At 44.5% G+C, this 15,045-nt stretch carries 15 protein-coding genes; 7 read left to right on the forward strand and 8 right to left on the reverse strand.

The features are described 5' to 3' along the window. The first annotated feature begins 54 nt into the window (after positions 1-54). From metK to NTX75_09235, 7 genes are all read left to right on the forward strand, one after another. On the forward strand, positions 55-1,218 hold the full coding sequence (gene metK, locus NTX75_09205) for a methionine adenosyltransferase (GenBank protein ID MCX5816401.1): 1,164 nt from the start codon (positions 55-57) through the stop codon (positions 1,216-1,218). Positions 1,219-1,310: 92 nt separating this feature from the next. Beyond that, a complete protein-coding gene (gene ahcY, locus NTX75_09210; GenBank protein MCX5816402.1) occupies positions 1,311-2,636 on the forward strand; it encodes an adenosylhomocysteinase in 1,326 nt (441 codons plus the stop codon). Beyond that, on the forward strand, positions 2,636-3,553 hold the full coding sequence (locus NTX75_09215; GenBank protein MCX5816403.1) for a PfkB family carbohydrate kinase: 918 nt from the start codon (positions 2,636-2,638) through the stop codon (positions 3,551-3,553). Before ahcY ends, NTX75_09215 begins: the two co-directional genes overlap by 1 nt. Next, positions 3,554-4,543 carry a C40 family peptidase gene (locus NTX75_09220; GenBank protein ID MCX5816404.1) on the forward strand — a complete coding sequence of 330 codons (990 nt, stop codon included), beginning with the start codon at positions 3,554-3,556 and terminating at the stop codon, positions 4,541-4,543. Continuing rightward, complete coding sequence (locus NTX75_09225; protein ID MCX5816405.1) at positions 4,543-5,613, forward strand: hypothetical protein; 1,071 nt, start codon at positions 4,543-4,545, stop codon at positions 5,611-5,613. The genes NTX75_09220 and NTX75_09225 overlap by 1 nt, the downstream gene beginning before the upstream one ends. A gap of 200 nt (positions 5,614-5,813) precedes the next feature. Next, positions 5,814-6,998 carry a pyridoxal phosphate-dependent aminotransferase gene (locus tag NTX75_09230; protein ID MCX5816406.1) on the forward strand — a complete coding sequence of 395 codons (1,185 nt, stop codon included), beginning with the start codon at positions 5,814-5,816 and terminating at the stop codon, positions 6,996-6,998. Positions 6,999-7,008: 10 nt separating this feature from the next. Beyond that, positions 7,009-8,181: a pyridoxal phosphate-dependent aminotransferase gene (locus NTX75_09235; protein ID MCX5816407.1), complete on the forward strand. Its 1,173-nt coding sequence runs from the start codon at positions 7,009-7,011 to the stop codon at positions 8,179-8,181. On the opposite strand, the gene bioD is transcribed toward NTX75_09235, so the two are convergent. From bioD to lysA, 8 genes are all read right to left on the reverse strand, one after another. Beyond that, positions 8,154-8,885 carry a dethiobiotin synthase gene (gene bioD, locus NTX75_09240; GenBank protein ID MCX5816408.1) on the reverse strand — a complete coding sequence of 244 codons (732 nt, stop codon included), beginning with the start codon at positions 8,883-8,885 and terminating at the stop codon, positions 8,154-8,156. The genes NTX75_09235 and bioD overlap by 28 nt on opposite strands. Next, positions 8,885-9,094: a hypothetical protein gene (locus tag NTX75_09245; GenBank protein ID MCX5816409.1), complete on the reverse strand. Its 210-nt coding sequence runs from the start codon at positions 9,092-9,094 to the stop codon at positions 8,885-8,887. The genes bioD and NTX75_09245 overlap by 1 nt, the downstream gene beginning before the upstream one ends. Positions 9,095-9,103: 9 nt before the next feature. Further along, on the reverse strand, positions 9,104-9,745 hold the full coding sequence (locus NTX75_09250; protein MCX5816410.1) for a redox-sensing transcriptional repressor Rex: 642 nt from the start codon (positions 9,743-9,745) through the stop codon (positions 9,104-9,106). Between the two features lie 217 nt (positions 9,746-9,962). Next, the gene (locus NTX75_09255; GenBank protein MCX5816411.1) at positions 9,963-10,841 is read right to left on the reverse strand and encodes a carcinine hydrolase/isopenicillin-N N-acyltransferase family protein; all 879 of its coding nucleotides are present in this window, start codon (positions 10,839-10,841) and stop codon (positions 9,963-9,965) included. Between the two features lie 176 nt (positions 10,842-11,017). Next, a complete protein-coding gene (gene dapB / locus NTX75_09260; protein ID MCX5816412.1) occupies positions 11,018-11,812 on the reverse strand; it encodes a 4-hydroxy-tetrahydrodipicolinate reductase in 795 nt (264 codons plus the stop codon). 191 nt (positions 11,813-12,003) lie between these two features. Continuing rightward, positions 12,004-12,888, reverse strand: coding sequence for a 4-hydroxy-tetrahydrodipicolinate synthase (dapA, locus tag NTX75_09265; GenBank protein MCX5816413.1), 885 nt, complete (start codon positions 12,886-12,888; stop codon positions 12,004-12,006). A gap of 71 nt (positions 12,889-12,959) precedes the next feature. After that, complete coding sequence (gene dapF / locus NTX75_09270; protein ID MCX5816414.1) at positions 12,960-13,772, reverse strand: diaminopimelate epimerase; 813 nt, start codon at positions 13,770-13,772, stop codon at positions 12,960-12,962. Further along, complete coding sequence (lysA, locus tag NTX75_09275) at positions 13,773-15,035, reverse strand: diaminopimelate decarboxylase (GenBank protein ID MCX5816415.1); 1,263 nt, start codon at positions 15,033-15,035, stop codon at positions 13,773-13,775. Positions 15,036-15,045: the final 10 nt, after the last annotated feature.

The following is a 15,045-nucleotide window of genomic DNA, read 5'->3' on the forward strand; positions in this document are numbered from 1 at the left end:
CTCAACACACAAAACTCAACACACAAAACTTAAATTATGAGGAGGTATTAAAATATGGGAATGAGTAGATATCTTTTTTCATCGGAATCTGTTGCAGAAGGACATCCGGACAAGGTTGCGGATCAGATTTCGGATGCAGTGCTTGATGCCCTTATCGAACAGGACCCGAAGTCCAGGGTGGCGTGCGAGACATATGTTACTACAGGGCTTGCCCTTGTAGGCGGGGAGATTACCACGAATGGTTATGCGAATGTTCCGGACATTGTCAGGCAGACCATTAAAGAGATCGGGTACAACGATTCTTCCATGGGGTTTGACTGGGAGACATGTGCAGTGCTTACTGCTATCGATGAACAATCGCCCGATATTGCCATGGGTGTCAATGAATCGGCAGATCATGAACAGGGGGCAGGTGATCAGGGGTTGATGTTCGGCTATGCATGCACCGAAACGGCTGAATTTATGCCCATGACGATTATTTATGCCCATCGACTTGTGAGAAGGCTTGCTGAAGTCAGAAAAAGCAATATACTCAATTTCTTGAGACCTGATGGAAAAAGTCAGGTTACCGTTGAGTATATCGACAGGATTCCGGTAAGGGTTGATGCTGTTGTAATTGCCGCCCAGCATAATCCTGACGTATCGATTGCTACCATAAGAGAGGGTATCACCGAAGAGGTAATCAAGAAGGTTATCCCCCCCGAATTGATGGATGAAAAAACAAAAATCTATATCAATTCTACGGGAAGGTTTGTAGTGGGTGGGCCAAAGGGCGATTGCGGAATGACAGGCCGTAAAATTATCGTCGATACATATGGTGGCGTCGGAAGCCATGGCGGCGGCGCATTCTCCGGTAAAGACCCTTCAAAAGTGGACAGGAGCGGCGCCTATATGGCTCGGTATGTCGCAAAAAACCTTGTTGCCGCCGGACTTGCAGACAGGCTTGAGATACAGATTGCTTATACAATAGGCGTTGCTCAGCCTGTTTCTATTATGATTGATACCCAGGGTACTGCAAAGATAAACCCCGACAGGATAGCGGAGATTGTCACGGAACTATTTGACCTGAGGCCGAGGAAGATCATTGAAAAACTCAACCTGCTGAGGCCAATCTACAACAAGACAGCCTGTGGTGGTCACTTTGGCAGGAATGATCCGGATTTCACCTGGGAAAAGCTTGATATGGTAGAAGAGATTAGAAAAAAATCAGGAATATAAAAACAGTGAATAGTTAATAGTGAACAGTGAATAGATTTTTACTGAATACTATTCACTAACGACTATTCACAGATTTTTTTAGGAGGAACAAGATGGACTATGACGTTAAAGACATAAATCTGGCTGATCAGGGCTATGAAAAGATCGAATGGGCTGAGAGGCGTATGCCTGTTCTGCGGATAATAAGGGAAAGGTTTTCAAAGGAGAAACCGCTCAAGGGTGTAAGGATTTCCTGTTGTCTCCATGTTACCACAGAAACCGCCAATCTCATGAGGACATTAAAAGAAGGCGGTGCCGAAGTTGCGCTTTGTGCGTCGAACCCTTTGAGCACGCAGGATGATGTGGCAGCCTCTATTGTGAAGCATTTTGGAATCCCCACCTTTTCTATTAAAGGTGAGAGCGATGATGTATATTATGCCCATATTAAAGAGGCCCTTGCATTTAAGCCTAACGTTACTATGGATGATGGTGCAGACCTTGTGAGCGCCTTACACATGATTGCCCTTGGACGGTACGAAGCGCTTCACAGGACAGTGAAAGATTGGGTTGAAAAACTCCCTACACAGGAACGAAAAGGGCTTATCGACAGTATCGTTGGAGGATCTGAAGAAACCACGACGGGTGTTATCAGGCTCAAAAGCATGGAAAAAGAAGGAGTGCTTTGCTTCCCCATTGTTGCAGTGAATGATGCCCTCACAAAGCACATGTTCGATAACAGGTATGGTACGGGCCAGAGTACCATTGATGGGATTCTCCGTGCCACCAATCTGCTCTTTGCCGGTGCGCAGTTTGTCTTGGCAGGGTATGGCTGGTGTGGAAAAGGTGTTGCCATGAGGGCAAAAGGCCTTGGTGCCCGGGTGATTGTAGCAGAAGTGAATCCATTACGTGCGCTGGAAGCACTCATGGATGGGTTTGATGTGATGAGAATGGAGGATGCAGCGCCTCTGGGAGACATATTTATCACCACCACAGGTGATATCCATGTATTGAGAAAAGAGCATTTCGAACTGATGAAGGACGGAGCAATTATTGGCAATTCCGGTCACTTCAACGTTGAGATTGATATTAACGCCCTCGAGAAGATAAATGTTAAAAAGAGGAGCATCAGAGGGTCTATGGACGAATACACCATGCCGGACGGAAACAGGATATACCTTCTCGGAGAGGGCAGGCTTGTAAACCTTGCCTGTGCGGAAGGCCACCCTTCAGAGGTAATGGACATGAGCTTTGCCAATCAGGCGCTCTGTGCAGAGCATATGTGGAAAAACGGCAAGAATCTTGAAAAGAAGGTATACGGAGTTCCCGGTGAAATAGACAGGGATGTGGCGTTCTTAAAACTCAAGTCAGCCGGAATAACGATCGATGAATTGACAGAAGAACAGAAGAATTACCTTACTTCCTGGGAGATGGGCACATGATCAAATTACTCGTTGTCGGTACCCTTGCATACGACTCTATTGAAACACCCTTTGGCAAGGTAAAAGATGTTCTGGGGGGCTCTGCCCTCCATTTTACGAACTCTGCGAGTTTTTTTACCGATGTGGGCATCGTTGCAACAGTTGGTGAAGATTTTGAAATGAGTGAAATAGAATTCCTCAAAGAGCGAAATGTGGACATGGCCGGAATTGAGATTGATGAAGGAAAAACCTTCCGGTGGGAAGGGAAATACGGGTATGATCTGAATCAGGCGGTAACCCTTAAGACCGAACTGAACGTAATCGAGTCTTTTAAACCGAAAGTACCCGAAGATTACAGGGATGCAGATTTCATTTTCCTTGCAAATATTGACCCTGTGCTGCAGGCCTATGTAATTGATCAGGTAAAATTTCCTAAAGCTGTGGTCCTCGATACGATGAATTTCTGGATTGAGAACAAATACAACGAACTCCTTGATGTGATAAGAAGGGTCGATATCCTTGTTATCAACGAGGCAGAACTGCGGGAGATATCTAAGGAGCACAGCCTTGTAAAGGGTGCAAAGAAAATAATGACTTTCGGCCCGACATGTGTAGTGGCAAAGCGTGGCGAATATGGTGTCTTCATGATGAACAGGGAGGAAATCTTTCTTGCCCCTGCCTACCCCTTAGAGGATGTTTTTGACCCCACCGGCGCCGGTGATACCTTTGCGGGCGGCTTCATGGGGTATATCGCAAATATGGGTGATACCTCATCGGGTACCTTAAAGCAGGCGATTATCATGGGGTCCGTCATGGCCTCGTTCAACGTGGAAGATTTCAGCATCAACAGGATAAAAACCCTTGATTACCAGGAGATAAGAGATCGATACAGCGCCTTTATGAGATGCATACAGTTCGGAGACATAGAATTCAAGTGAATGGAAAGATACCTTGTTGTTATTGATCCTGTTGCAAATATAAGGCGTGAGTCCATAGAAGCAGCGGGCAATTACACCCATGATGACCTTCAGGAGACACAGGTCTTATATAATGAAGCACTTCTTTGCAGGGATGAGATTGAAGACTGGTATTATGTCGAAGCCATTGAGCAAAAGAAGCTTACCCGTAATTGCGTCTGGCAGGGATATCCGGGATGGATACGAAAAGCATCCGTGACCTTGACGGACAGACCTGTCAGGCATGATATCACAGTAAAAAACAGCTATGCCCTCATACGAAAAGACCCTTCAATAGAATCGGTGGTTTTGCTCGTACCTCCCGTTGGTACAAGGCTTGCCGTTAAAGAATCGACCCATGACGAATATTATCAGGTTTTGCTGGCTAATGGTCAAACCGGCTGGATTGACCGGGGCGATGTTACCAGAAGCGATATAATGCCTGCTGAGGCGATATTGAGAAAGAGTATCGTTGCCACTGCAAAGCTTTTCCTCGGTGTGCCTTATATATGGGGAGGGAGGAGCGTGCCAATAGCGGAGAGCGGAGAGCAGAAGACAGAAGACAGGGGTCAGGGTTCGGGGGTCAGCGTTAACACAAAGCGCAAAGCGCAAAGCGCAGTTCTAAAAAAATCCGAAATCCGAAATCCAAAATCCGAAGTAACCACCGGCGTTGATTGTTCCGGCCTTATTAATCTTGTTTTCCGGGTTAACAATATCGATATTCCGCGGGATGCGCACGATCAGTGGGTGGTGGCCAAAAAAATCACCCACAATCAATTGAAGCCCGCAGATTTACTGTTTGTATCTGCTGAAGGCAGTAAAGACCAAATTACCCATGTTATGCTTTATGTTGGCAGGAAACGTTTTATAGAGGCATCAGAGACCGGCAGCGTAGTTCAGATAACTACCTTTAAGGAGAAATTCGGGATTAACAAAAAACAGATATATTTCCGGCGGGTTGTGCCCACATAATGAGCAGTATCAAGAGCATCCGTTTTTACGAAGTTGTAAGGCCCCTTAAAGTAACGTTCTCTACGGCTCTCGGGAAGAAAGATGTGATAAGAAGCATTATTGTAAAGGCAAGACTGGACAACGGTCTTTCCGGACTCGGAGAGTGCCCTACGAGTTTTGCCCTGAAGCAGGAGACCGTTCCAAGGATAAAAGAGATACTGACAGAGGCATCGCGCCTGCTCCTCAATGCGCCGATTGCCGAATACGAAGGGAAGATAAAGTACCTTCGAAAAAAATATTTTCAATATCCCATGACTATTTCGGGCCTCGAGATGGCGCTCTTCCGGGCATATCTTGCATGCAAGCATGAATTGGAATATGACCACTGGGGTGGCAGGTATGAAGATTTAGAAACAGACATTACGGTACCTTTTATCACTGACCCTGTCCTCCTCGACAAATGGGTTGGTCACATGGCAGCGGTTGGGTTCTCTATTTTTAAACTTAAGATAAGCGGTGACATAGAGTCTGATAAAATCTACATATCCCATATTTATGAAAAACTGAAAAACGATATAAAGGGTTTTACTGTCAGGCTTGACGGCAACCAGGGGTATACGGAAAAATCGTTTCTCCGGCTTATCGATTTTCTTACACAGAAAGACTATATGGTTGAACTGTGCGAACAGCCCCTGCCAAAAACAAATTATAAGGGTCTCAAAGAAATAAAGAAACGCTCTCCCATGCCTGTCATCCTTGATGAAACAGTATTTACGGCTCATGACCTAATGCGGGTCATCCAGGAAGACCTTGGTCACGGAATCAACATAAAAATAGCCAAGAGTGGTATCAGCGAATCCCTCAATATTTTTTCCATGGCAAAAGCGCACAGTCTCAGACTCATGATCGGCTGCATGACAGAAACTATGACAGGACTGTCTGCCGGCATATATTTTGCCCTTGGAACCGGAGGCTTTGACTACATCGATTTAGATGCTATCCATTTTCTTCACCACAAGAACCGGTATGGCGATATACACATAGAAGGCCCTCGATATACCTATAAAAAACAAACATTTCCCTTGACATAGAGGTGGTTTTGCTTTTTAATCTACACACAATGAACGAATTTACCCCCTACTTCGGTTTTTATTTTTACTTTAGAAACTCGCACCCGGGCATTAATTTGCTTTGAAAAGAGCAAAAGCCATGGGTGTAAAAGGCCCATGGCTTTTTTAATGTGAAGGCCATGGCGTTTAACCCATGGCCTTTTTAGTTTTGAGGAGGAACAATGATAGTCTCACATAAGATTAAAAAACAGATGGAAGAGACAGGTTGGATCAGAAGGATGTTCGAAGAGGGCATCAATATGAAAAAACGCTATGGAGATGAGAATGTGTACGATTTCTCACTTGGCAACCCCGATGTGGAACCGCCTGAACAGCTCAAGCAATCGCTCATCGATATCCTGACCCATCCAACCGCCGGAATGCACCGGTATATGCCGAACAACGGGTACGAAGATGTGAGGGGAGAGATTGCAGATTATTTAAAAGACTGTTACGGCCTGCCCTTTACGTCACAACATGTCTACATGACAGCAGGTTGTGCAGGCGGTCTCAATATATTGCTGAAAAGCATGTTGAATAAGGAAGATGAGGTCATCATCCCCAAGCCATACTTCATGGAATTCAAATATTACGTTGAAAGTCACGGAGGCGTGATTAAGCTCGTCGATACAAAAGAAGATTTTCAGCTTGACATTGAAGCTATTGAAAGGGCGATAACCACCAAGACAAGGGCGATCCTCATTAACAGCCCGAACAACCCCACGGGTGTCATTTACGGGGAGAAGACCTTGCAGGAACTGGCAGACCTTCTTTACGCACACCGGCGTGACGGTAAAAAGATATATGTAATATCCGATGATGCATACAAAAAACTTTTTTACGAGAACCTGCCGCCGCCAAATATTTTCTCAATCTATGATCTTGTCATCTCAGTCACATCCCACTCAAAGGATCTTGCATTGCCCGGAGAAAGGATAGGCTACATCACTGTTTCTCCCAAAATAGGTGAAGCGAATATGCTTATCTCTGCCCTCATGTTTTCAAGCAGAGCCCTCGGTTTCGTAAATGCCACTGCGTTATTTCAACGAGTAGTGGGCAAGTTCCAGAAAAACTCTGTAGACATACTGGAATACCAGAAAAAAAGGGATATCTTCTACAATGCGCTTGTTGAGGCGGGTTTCCAGTGCACAAAACCGATGGGGGCATTCTACATGTTCCCGAAATCCCCTATTGATGATGAGCTTGAATTTGTGAAGATTTTGCAGGAAAAAGAGCACATCCTTGCGGTACCTGGCAGGGGTTTTGGCAAGGGGGGCTATTTTAGAGTTGCATATTGTGTGCCTATCGATAAAATACTGGGCGCCCTGGATGGTTTCCGCAGAATTGGAAAAGAATACATAAAGTAAGGAGTAAGGTATGGTTATATCAAAAAAGATTTCCGAATCAATGAAAAGCTCTTCGTGGATCAGGGCTATGTTTGAAGAAGGGGAAAAGCTGAAAAAACAATACGGGGCGGAGCACATATTCGATTTTACCCTCGGAAACCCCATAACCGAGCCCCCTAAGGAACTGAAAAAAGAGCTTATAAAGATTGTTTCCTCCGAGATGAAAGGGATGCACAGATACATGTCGAACAGCGGATATGAAGAGGTAAGAGAAGAAATTGCTCAATTTCACAGTGGGAAAACCGGAATACCCTTTACGAAAGATCATATCGTTATGACGGTAGGATCTGCCGGAGGTATAAATGTTGTGCTGAAGTCTCTTCTTGACCCTGGCGATGAGGTGATTGTCCCCTGTCCTTATTTCGTTGAATTCAGATTTTATATAGAAAATCACGGCGGTGTAATGAGGCTCGTGGATACAAAAGACGATTTTCATCTTGATGTCGATAAAATAAAAGAGGCGATAAACAAGAATACAAAGGTAATCATTATAAATTCACCTCACAACCCCACTGGCGTAGTATACAACGAGGATGATCTGAAAAGGCTTGCCGCTGTACTTTTGGAACGGAAAAAGAAAGGACAGAGGATATTTGTCATTTCAGATGAGGCATATAGAAAAATCATTTATGACGGCATAGAGTTTCCCAGCATGTTTCAGATCTATGAGGATACCGTGACCATTACATCCCATTCCAAAGACCTTGCGCTGCCAGGAGAGAGGATAGGATATATTGCCATTTCACCTCTCATAAAAAACGCAAAGAATCTTATTGATGCTACGATATTTTCTAACAGGATACTCGGTTTCATTAATGCACCCGCCATTATGCAACGGCTTGTGGCAAGATTTCAGAAAAACAGCGTTGATATTCTGGATTACCAGAAGAAAAGGGATGCCATATACGACATTCTTGTGGATGCCGGATACGAGGTGATTAAACCGGGGGGAGCATTCTATATATTTCCCAAATCACCGGTTCAGGATGACATAAAATTTGTGAGGAAACTTCAAAGACACCATATCCTGGCAGTTCCGGGGATCGGTTTCGGGAAACAGGGCTATTTCCGGCTTGCGTACTGTGTCGAGATGGATATCATTGAGCGGTCAAGGCCCTACTTTAAGGAAGCGTTAAACATTTGATACAATTTGTCGGTGTCTATATTTTTTTCAAAGATGCCGGCGAGCGATTCTCTGTCCATCCCCTCTTTTAACAACCCCTCGACATAAGGGAAAATACCGAGTATTGGCACATTCAGGTATCTTTTCAGCACTTCCGGGTTGGTCTGGGCAGCTAAATCGCCTGTCCCGTCATTATCATTGAGGATAACCCCGAGGACCTTTACACCTTTTGACTGGAGGAAGTTGTTCGTTAAGAGTGTATGGTTTATGGTCCCGAGGCCCAGCCTCGAAACAATAATTGTAGGCGCTTCCCACTTTTTTATAAGGTCTACGTAGAAAAAGTCTTTCTTAATTGGTACAAGCACCCCTCCAGCACCTTCTATTATGACAACATCATGCTTTTTCATGATTTTGTGGTATATTCTGTCAACAATATCCATATCAATCTGGATGTGTTCCATGTTTGCAGCTACTTCCGGGGCGAGCGGGGCTTCGAAGGTATAGGGGCTTATATCATCGAGGTCATCGTTACTTCCTGAGGCCTCTCTCAGGCATATGGCGTCCCAGGGGAGCAGGTCTTTGTCTCTCTTGGACAGTCCGCTCTCAAAGGGCTTCATAACCCCCACGTTCAACTTTTTTCTGAGTGATAAAAAGGCAGAAAGGCTCGATGTTACTGTAGTTTTACCGACCCCGGTGTCAGTCCCTGTTATAAATACCGGCGTCATTATCGAACGAGTGATGAGAGAAGGATTGCGAACCCGATAAAAACACAGGCGCAGATAAGCGAAAGCCCGATGTGCCCTTCCTCTGAAATCTTTTTCTCAAAATCTGTAGAAAACGTTGCACCGACAATCTTTAAAGAGACAAGGACGATTATCATATATACGGCAGAATAAACGAACATCTCGATAATATTTCCAAGTATTTTCCACATAAAAATCCCTTAGTTTGTAAGGTAATACACAAGATTATCAAGAGCAGAGGTAAAGAAGAGGTTTCTTAATTTTATCTTTTCGGGTGCCCGGACAGGTGCAGGAGAAAAATTCAAAATACCTTTGACATTTGCCTCTACGAGTTGGTCAGCAACCTTCTGGGCCTCCTGAGGGGGTGTTGTGATAATCCCTATTTCTATGTTTCTGGCATCTACGACTTCTTTCAACCTGTCTATGTGAAGTATCTCTACCGGTCTCCCCATACGCTCCGAAATGTGCCCGATAACCTTCCCCGGATCAATATCGAAGGCCGCTACGATATTGTAATTCTGTTTCAGAAAATCCTTATAAACAAGGAGGGCGCTCCCCATGTTGCCGATGCCGATTACTGCAATCCGCCATTCCCTGTTAATTCCGAGTATCTCTTTTATATGATATTTTAGTTCCTTTACGTTGTAACCCATCCCCCTGATACCGAATTCGCCAAAATAGGCAAAATCTTTTCTCACCTGGGCTGCATTCACATTACACATGGAAGCGAGGAGGGCGCTGGACGATACCTTTTCATTCTTTGATTCAAGGTCTTCGAGACATTTCAGGTAGTTTGATAATCTTCTTATCGTGGCCTCAGGAATTTTTGGATATTTTCCCATTTTTTACACCTGTTAAATTAACGCTTTTCTGTATTTAGTAACAATAATTGGCACGGATTGCAAGAGAAAAATTTATCAAGCTAAGCGCTGTTCTTACCGGATAATCGCTCTCAGGCTTCTTGCAAGAGAAAAATTTATCAAGCAGACTCGAGCTCTTAGCTGATAGCTCATAGCGGCTGGTCTGTTTTTGTTCTGCCATGAGCTAATTCGCTATGGGCTAATCTGGAAGTTCGATGCCTTCTGTCCAGAATGGAACGTCCAGTTTCATGTTGTATGCCCTTATCGGTTCATCCGGGTTTGCAAATTTAACATACAGTTCAGGGTCACCATTTTTTGGTATGTAGATGATCCAGGTTGCCAGCGTCCGTTCTTTGCCGGGTGTACCACCGATTCTCCATATACTATCATCGGGGCCATCAGCAACATCCTCGCTGAATGTTACGAAGTCGTCAACGGTAAAACAATAAGGGTGATCGTTTAGGAGGTTCCCGATGCGGTTGAACCTCGCGAGGCTGCTTTTTCCTATTTTTTCATTTGCGTGGAGAAGTTTTTCATCCGTGTAATGATTTGTATGAAAAAGAACCCCATTTTCGGTTGTCCTGATTGAGATTTCGCCTTTTGGCGCAACTTCAATTATGGCAGTTTTTCCTTTATCAGCAATCAGATAAAAGACAGGATGACTTTTTGTAAACATCGTTTTATTTGCAAGTACAGAGTCTACTGAGCCGTATGTGGCTAACATCTTTTTATTAAGACTCTCCATACCCGTATTTCTTTTTTTCCGCGATACACTCCCGGCGGTAGCACTTACTATTGCCAGTCCCTTTTCATTAATTCCGGCAACCAGGCCATGGTATCTGTTGTCCGGGGCAGGGAAAATACCAAAATATTTAAAACCTGTTTCAGGGATAACAAGCCTCAACTCGTTTTGTTGGGGTGGATAATCTCTGTTTTTTGCAAGTATAACGCCTTCGCCCTCTACCTTTTCACCTGCAGCAGCCCACAGGGTACAGGCATGGGAAACTGATTGACCCTGTATTAACAAAGCCCAGACGGTGATCAACACAAGAGAAAATACCTTAAGTTCGCGACTCATCTCTTTGGTTCAAACCTGTTTTTATTTGTTTGATTGGTTTCATTGGTCTTATTGGTTAAGACTAATGAAACCAATGGGATAAACAGAACCAATAGAACATGCATTGTAGAGTAGTTTAAACCAGCATCCAACCTCTGGCATCCAGCATCAGAGACAAGGATATAACCATAACTATGCTACAGACCCAGGACATCTTTCATCGAATAAATGCCATCAGGCTGTGTTGCTATCCATTTGGCTGCAACAAGGGCGCCTCGTGCAAAGTTTTCACGTGAATATGCCCTGTGGGTAACCTCCAGCCTCTCACCGATTCCGGCAAAAATTGCCGTATGTTCTCCCACCACATCACCGCCCCTTAAAGTCATGATGCCTATTTCCTCATTCTTTCTCTCACCGGTGATGCCTTTTCTGCCAAAAACCTCAATCCAGTTTTTTTCAGGCAGTGCCTTTTGTATAACATCCTTTATTCTCATCGCTGTCCCGCTTGGGGCATCCTTTTTCCATTTATGGTGCATCTCCACGATCTCTATATCGTAATCATCGCTGAGGATTCTCGCTACTCTTTCAACCACGTCAAACATGAGATTCATACCAACGCTCATGTTGGGAGATATAACCACCCGGGCATTTTTCGAGTTGTTGATTTTATCAATGGTTGCCTGCGGGAACCCTGTGGTACCGATAACTATAGCCTTTTTTGCGGATTTAGCAACCCTGAAATGTTCAAATGATGGTTCCGGTTGGGTAAAATCGATTACAACATCGCACATGCTGACAAGACGGGGAAGATCATCGCTTACGATAATCGGTTTTTCCATTTCACCCGGCCCCTGTGCGATGTCCTTGCCAACTAAAGGATGTCCTTTTGCCTCAGTTACCCCAACCACTTCAAAATCTCTGTTCTTCAGCGCAAGGCCCAGTATTGCATTGCCCATCTTCCCGCCAATACCGGTTATGACTATCTTAATCATGTCGAACTCCCTGTTATTATCCTTGTTACGAGGCTACGAACTTACGAGGACGAGATGACGATCTCCGAATCTGGTCCGCCAGAGAATACTTCTCTTCTGATCCTAATCTTCCTATCTTCGCAATTTCGGCTCTACCTTGCCCTTTCGCCCCGTCACTTATAACTTATAACTCAAAACTTAAAACTGAATCTTTAGCCCTTCACCAGTCCATATTTCTCCATCACCTTCCTGAGCGCCGCCTTGTTCCCCTCCGATGCCGGGCACATGGGGAGCCTGAGTTCCTCTTCTATCATGCCCATAAAATAAAGGGCCTCTTTGACCGGTATCGGGTTGGTTTCTATAAACAGAGACTGAAAAAGCGGCATAAACCGGGCATTCATATCCCTTGCCTTGAAAATATCTTTTTCAATGAAGAATGTCCTGTAGAGTTCCTGCATTTCCTTCGGGGTGATATTTGATGCAACAGATATAACTCCAACCGCCCCCGCGCTCATCATGGGTAGAAAGAGGTTATCATCTCCCGATAATATGGTAAACTTCCCGTCCGTAAGTCTGAATATTTCTGCCACCTGTATCAGCGAACCGGATGCCTCCTTAATGCCAACGATATTCGGGATTTCAGCGAGCCGCTTTATGGTCTCAGGCGTCATATTAACCCCTGTTCTTCCGGGTATGTTGTATAAAATCAAAGAGATATCCACATCTTCCGCTATTTTTCTGTAATGTCTGTATAAACCTTCCTGTGACGGTTTGTTGTAGTAGGGTGTGGTGAGGAGGCACATGTCTGCGCCGATTTTTTTAGCGCTTTGTGTAAGTTCGATGGCCTCTTCAGTACAATTTGAACCGGTTCCTGCAATGACAGGCACAGTACCATGTGCGTGTTTTATGGTCAACTCTATTACTCTTTCGTGTTCTTCGTAACCGAGTGTTGAGGCCTCACCGGTAGAGCCGCATGGAACAAGCCCATCTACACCGCCTTCGAGCTGAAATCCTATAAGCCTTTTTAATGCCTCTTCATCCACTTTATAATCCTTAAAAGGTGTCACTAACGCCGTATATATACCTTTTAATTCCATCACTTCTCCTTTCAGTGTTTTTAGCTCTTAGCCGCTATTCAGCATTCAGCATTTATCAGCCATTAGCTATATTACAGCAACGCTTCATCGTTGAGCAAGCCAATGTATATGATTTTCGTATCTCCCTTAAGGTATACCTCATCATCCACATACACCCTGAGCGTTTCCCCGCCCTTTGTCAATATATTCACGGGGCTTTCGATTAACCCCTTCTCTTTCAGAATAACACCTGATGCCACTGCCCCTGTACCACATGCATACGTTTCGGCTTCAACGCCCCGCTCGTATGTTCTCAATACCAGATTTGTTTTATCGATGACCTTCACAAAATCTACGTTTGTTCCTTTTTCACCAAAGGCCGAATGAAACCGTACAATTCTTCCCAGTTCCTCTACCGGGACGTGGTCGATATCATCGGAAAGGAGAACTGCATGAGGCACGCCGGTATTCACGCTGTTGATAAATATCTCCTTATTTTCAAGTTTAATAGAGTAATCAAGCTTTAAATCAGTAGGGGTTGTAAGCTGGAGTTTAACCTTCGTACCTTCCGTCTCTGCCTTTATGATGCCTGCACCGGTTTCAAAAGCCATCTTTTTACCGGCAATACCCTTTATAAAAGCAAACCTCGCTGCGCACCTGCCTCCATTGCCACACATATCTGCCTCCGACCCGTCGGCATTAAAAAATCTCCAGCAAAAATCGGCATTCCTCGATTTTTCTATCAATATAAGTCCATCAGCCCCCACAGAATGGCGTCTCCTGCACACCTTCGCAACAAAATCATTAATATCATTATATGTTTTGTATAATTCACCGGTCCGGTTGTCTATCAGTATAAAATCATTACCGCTTGCGCTCATCTTAATAAATTCCAGTTTGGACACTTACTGCACCTCCATAAATGATGGAATAGATTCTCCCTTAAGTAAATCTCTTAATGTTTCCCTCTTTTTAATGACAAAAAACTCTGCCTCCTTCACGAGGACCTCCGGTACTCTCCTTCTCGAATTATAGTTGGAAGACATGGAAAACCCGTATGCACCTGCACCCATGATGACCAGGAGTTCACCAGAGGCGAGAGGGGCAATCTCCCTGTCTTTTGCAAGGAAATCCCCCGATTCACAGACAGGCCCTACAATGTCAACCTTTATCTTTTTACCGTTTTTGTCCTTAACGGGAACGATTTCGTGGTACGCACCGTAAAGGGACGGTCTAACGAGGTCATTCATTGCCCCGTCAACGATGTAAAAGGTTTTCCCCGGAACTTTCTTTACATACAGCAACTTTGTCACAAATATACCGCTGTTGCCGACGAGAACTCTCCCGGGCTCGAGTATCAGAGTAAGGTCCGCGTCTTTCAGTTCCTCTTTTATTATACGTGCATAATCGTCAGGGTGTGGTGGGAGTTCATCTTTGTATGTTATACCAAGACCTCCGCCAATGTCTATGTACTTAAGCGGGATTCCATCCTTCTTGAGTTCATTAACCATATCCTTCAATGACCTTACCGCTTCCTTAAAAGGCCCGAGTTCAAGTATCTGCGACCCTATGTGCGAAGAAATACCTGCAGGGATGAGATATTTTTCCTGCTTCATCTTTTCGTAGAGTTTACAGGCGTCGTCCCGGATGACCCCGAATTTGTTCTTTTTTAGCCCTGTGGTGATATAAGGGTGGGTTTTCGGGTCAATCTGCGGGTTTACCCGTATGGAAAGGGGAACCTCTTTTCGCATCTTCCGGGCTATTTTTGCGATAGCAGACAACTCTTCCTCTGACTCTACATTTATCATAAGTATCTGCGAATGTATGGCGGCTTTTATTTCCTCTTCATTTTTCCCAACGCCTGAGAAAACTATCTTATTGCCGGGAATACGGGCAGCAAGGGCCCTGTAAAGTTCGCCACCCGATACGATATCTATGCCCCCTCCAAGCCTGCCCATGACCCTGAGGATTGCAATATTGGAGTTTGCCTTGCATGAATAGCATACGATATGTGGTATACCCTTAAAGGCATTATCGAAAACAGTAAAATGCCTTTCAAGCGTTTTATGGCTGTATATGTAGACTGGTGAGCCCGTCTCTTTTACAATGCGTTCAACAGGCACATCCTCACAGTATAATTCACCATTTTTATATTCAAAGTAATGCATAATTTCTTAT

This window comes from Pseudomonadota bacterium (assembly GCA_026388315.1).
Classification (GTDB): Bacteria; Desulfobacterota; Syntrophorhabdia; order Syntrophorhabdales; family Syntrophorhabdaceae; genus MWEV01.

Bases quoted from the DNA above. Each gene is read 5' to 3' on its own strand.
- NTX75_09235 (MCX5816407.1), top strand. From the start codon at position 7,009: ATGGTTATATCAAAAAAGATTTCCGAATCAATGAAAAGCTCTTCGTGG.
- dapA (MCX5816413.1), bottom strand. From the start codon at position 12,888: ATGGAATTAAAAGGTATATATACGGCGTTAGTGACACCTTTTAAGGAT.
- NTX75_09255 (MCX5816411.1), bottom strand. From the start codon at position 10,841: ATGAGTCGCGAACTTAAGGTATTTTCTCTTGTGTTGATCACCGTCTGG.
- bioD (MCX5816408.1), bottom strand. From the start codon at position 8,885: ATGACGCCGGTATTTATAACAGGGACTGACACCGGGGTCGGTAAAACT.
- NTX75_09225 (MCX5816405.1), top strand. From the start codon at position 4,543: ATGAGCAGTATCAAGAGCATCCGTTTTTACGAAGTTGTAAGGCCCCTT.
- ahcY (MCX5816402.1), top strand. From the start codon at position 1,311: ATGGACTATGACGTTAAAGACATAAATCTGGCTGATCAGGGCTATGAA.
- dapB (MCX5816412.1), bottom strand. From the start codon at position 11,812: ATGATTAAGATAGTCATAACCGGTATTGGCGGGAAGATGGGCAATGCA.
- metK (MCX5816401.1), top strand. From the start codon at position 55: ATGGGAATGAGTAGATATCTTTTTTCATCGGAATCTGTTGCAGAAGGA.
- lysA (MCX5816415.1), bottom strand. From the start codon at position 15,035: ATGCATTACTTTGAATATAAAAATGGTGAATTATACTGTGAGGATGTG.
- NTX75_09230 (MCX5816406.1), top strand. From the start codon at position 5,814: ATGATAGTCTCACATAAGATTAAAAAACAGATGGAAGAGACAGGTTGG.
- NTX75_09250 (MCX5816410.1), bottom strand. From the start codon at position 9,745: ATGGGAAAATATCCAAAAATTCCTGAGGCCACGATAAGAAGATTATCA.
- NTX75_09245 (MCX5816409.1), bottom strand. From the start codon at position 9,094: ATGTGGAAAATACTTGGAAATATTATCGAGATGTTCGTTTATTCTGCC.
- NTX75_09220 (MCX5816404.1), top strand. From the start codon at position 3,554: ATGGAAAGATACCTTGTTGTTATTGATCCTGTTGCAAATATAAGGCGT.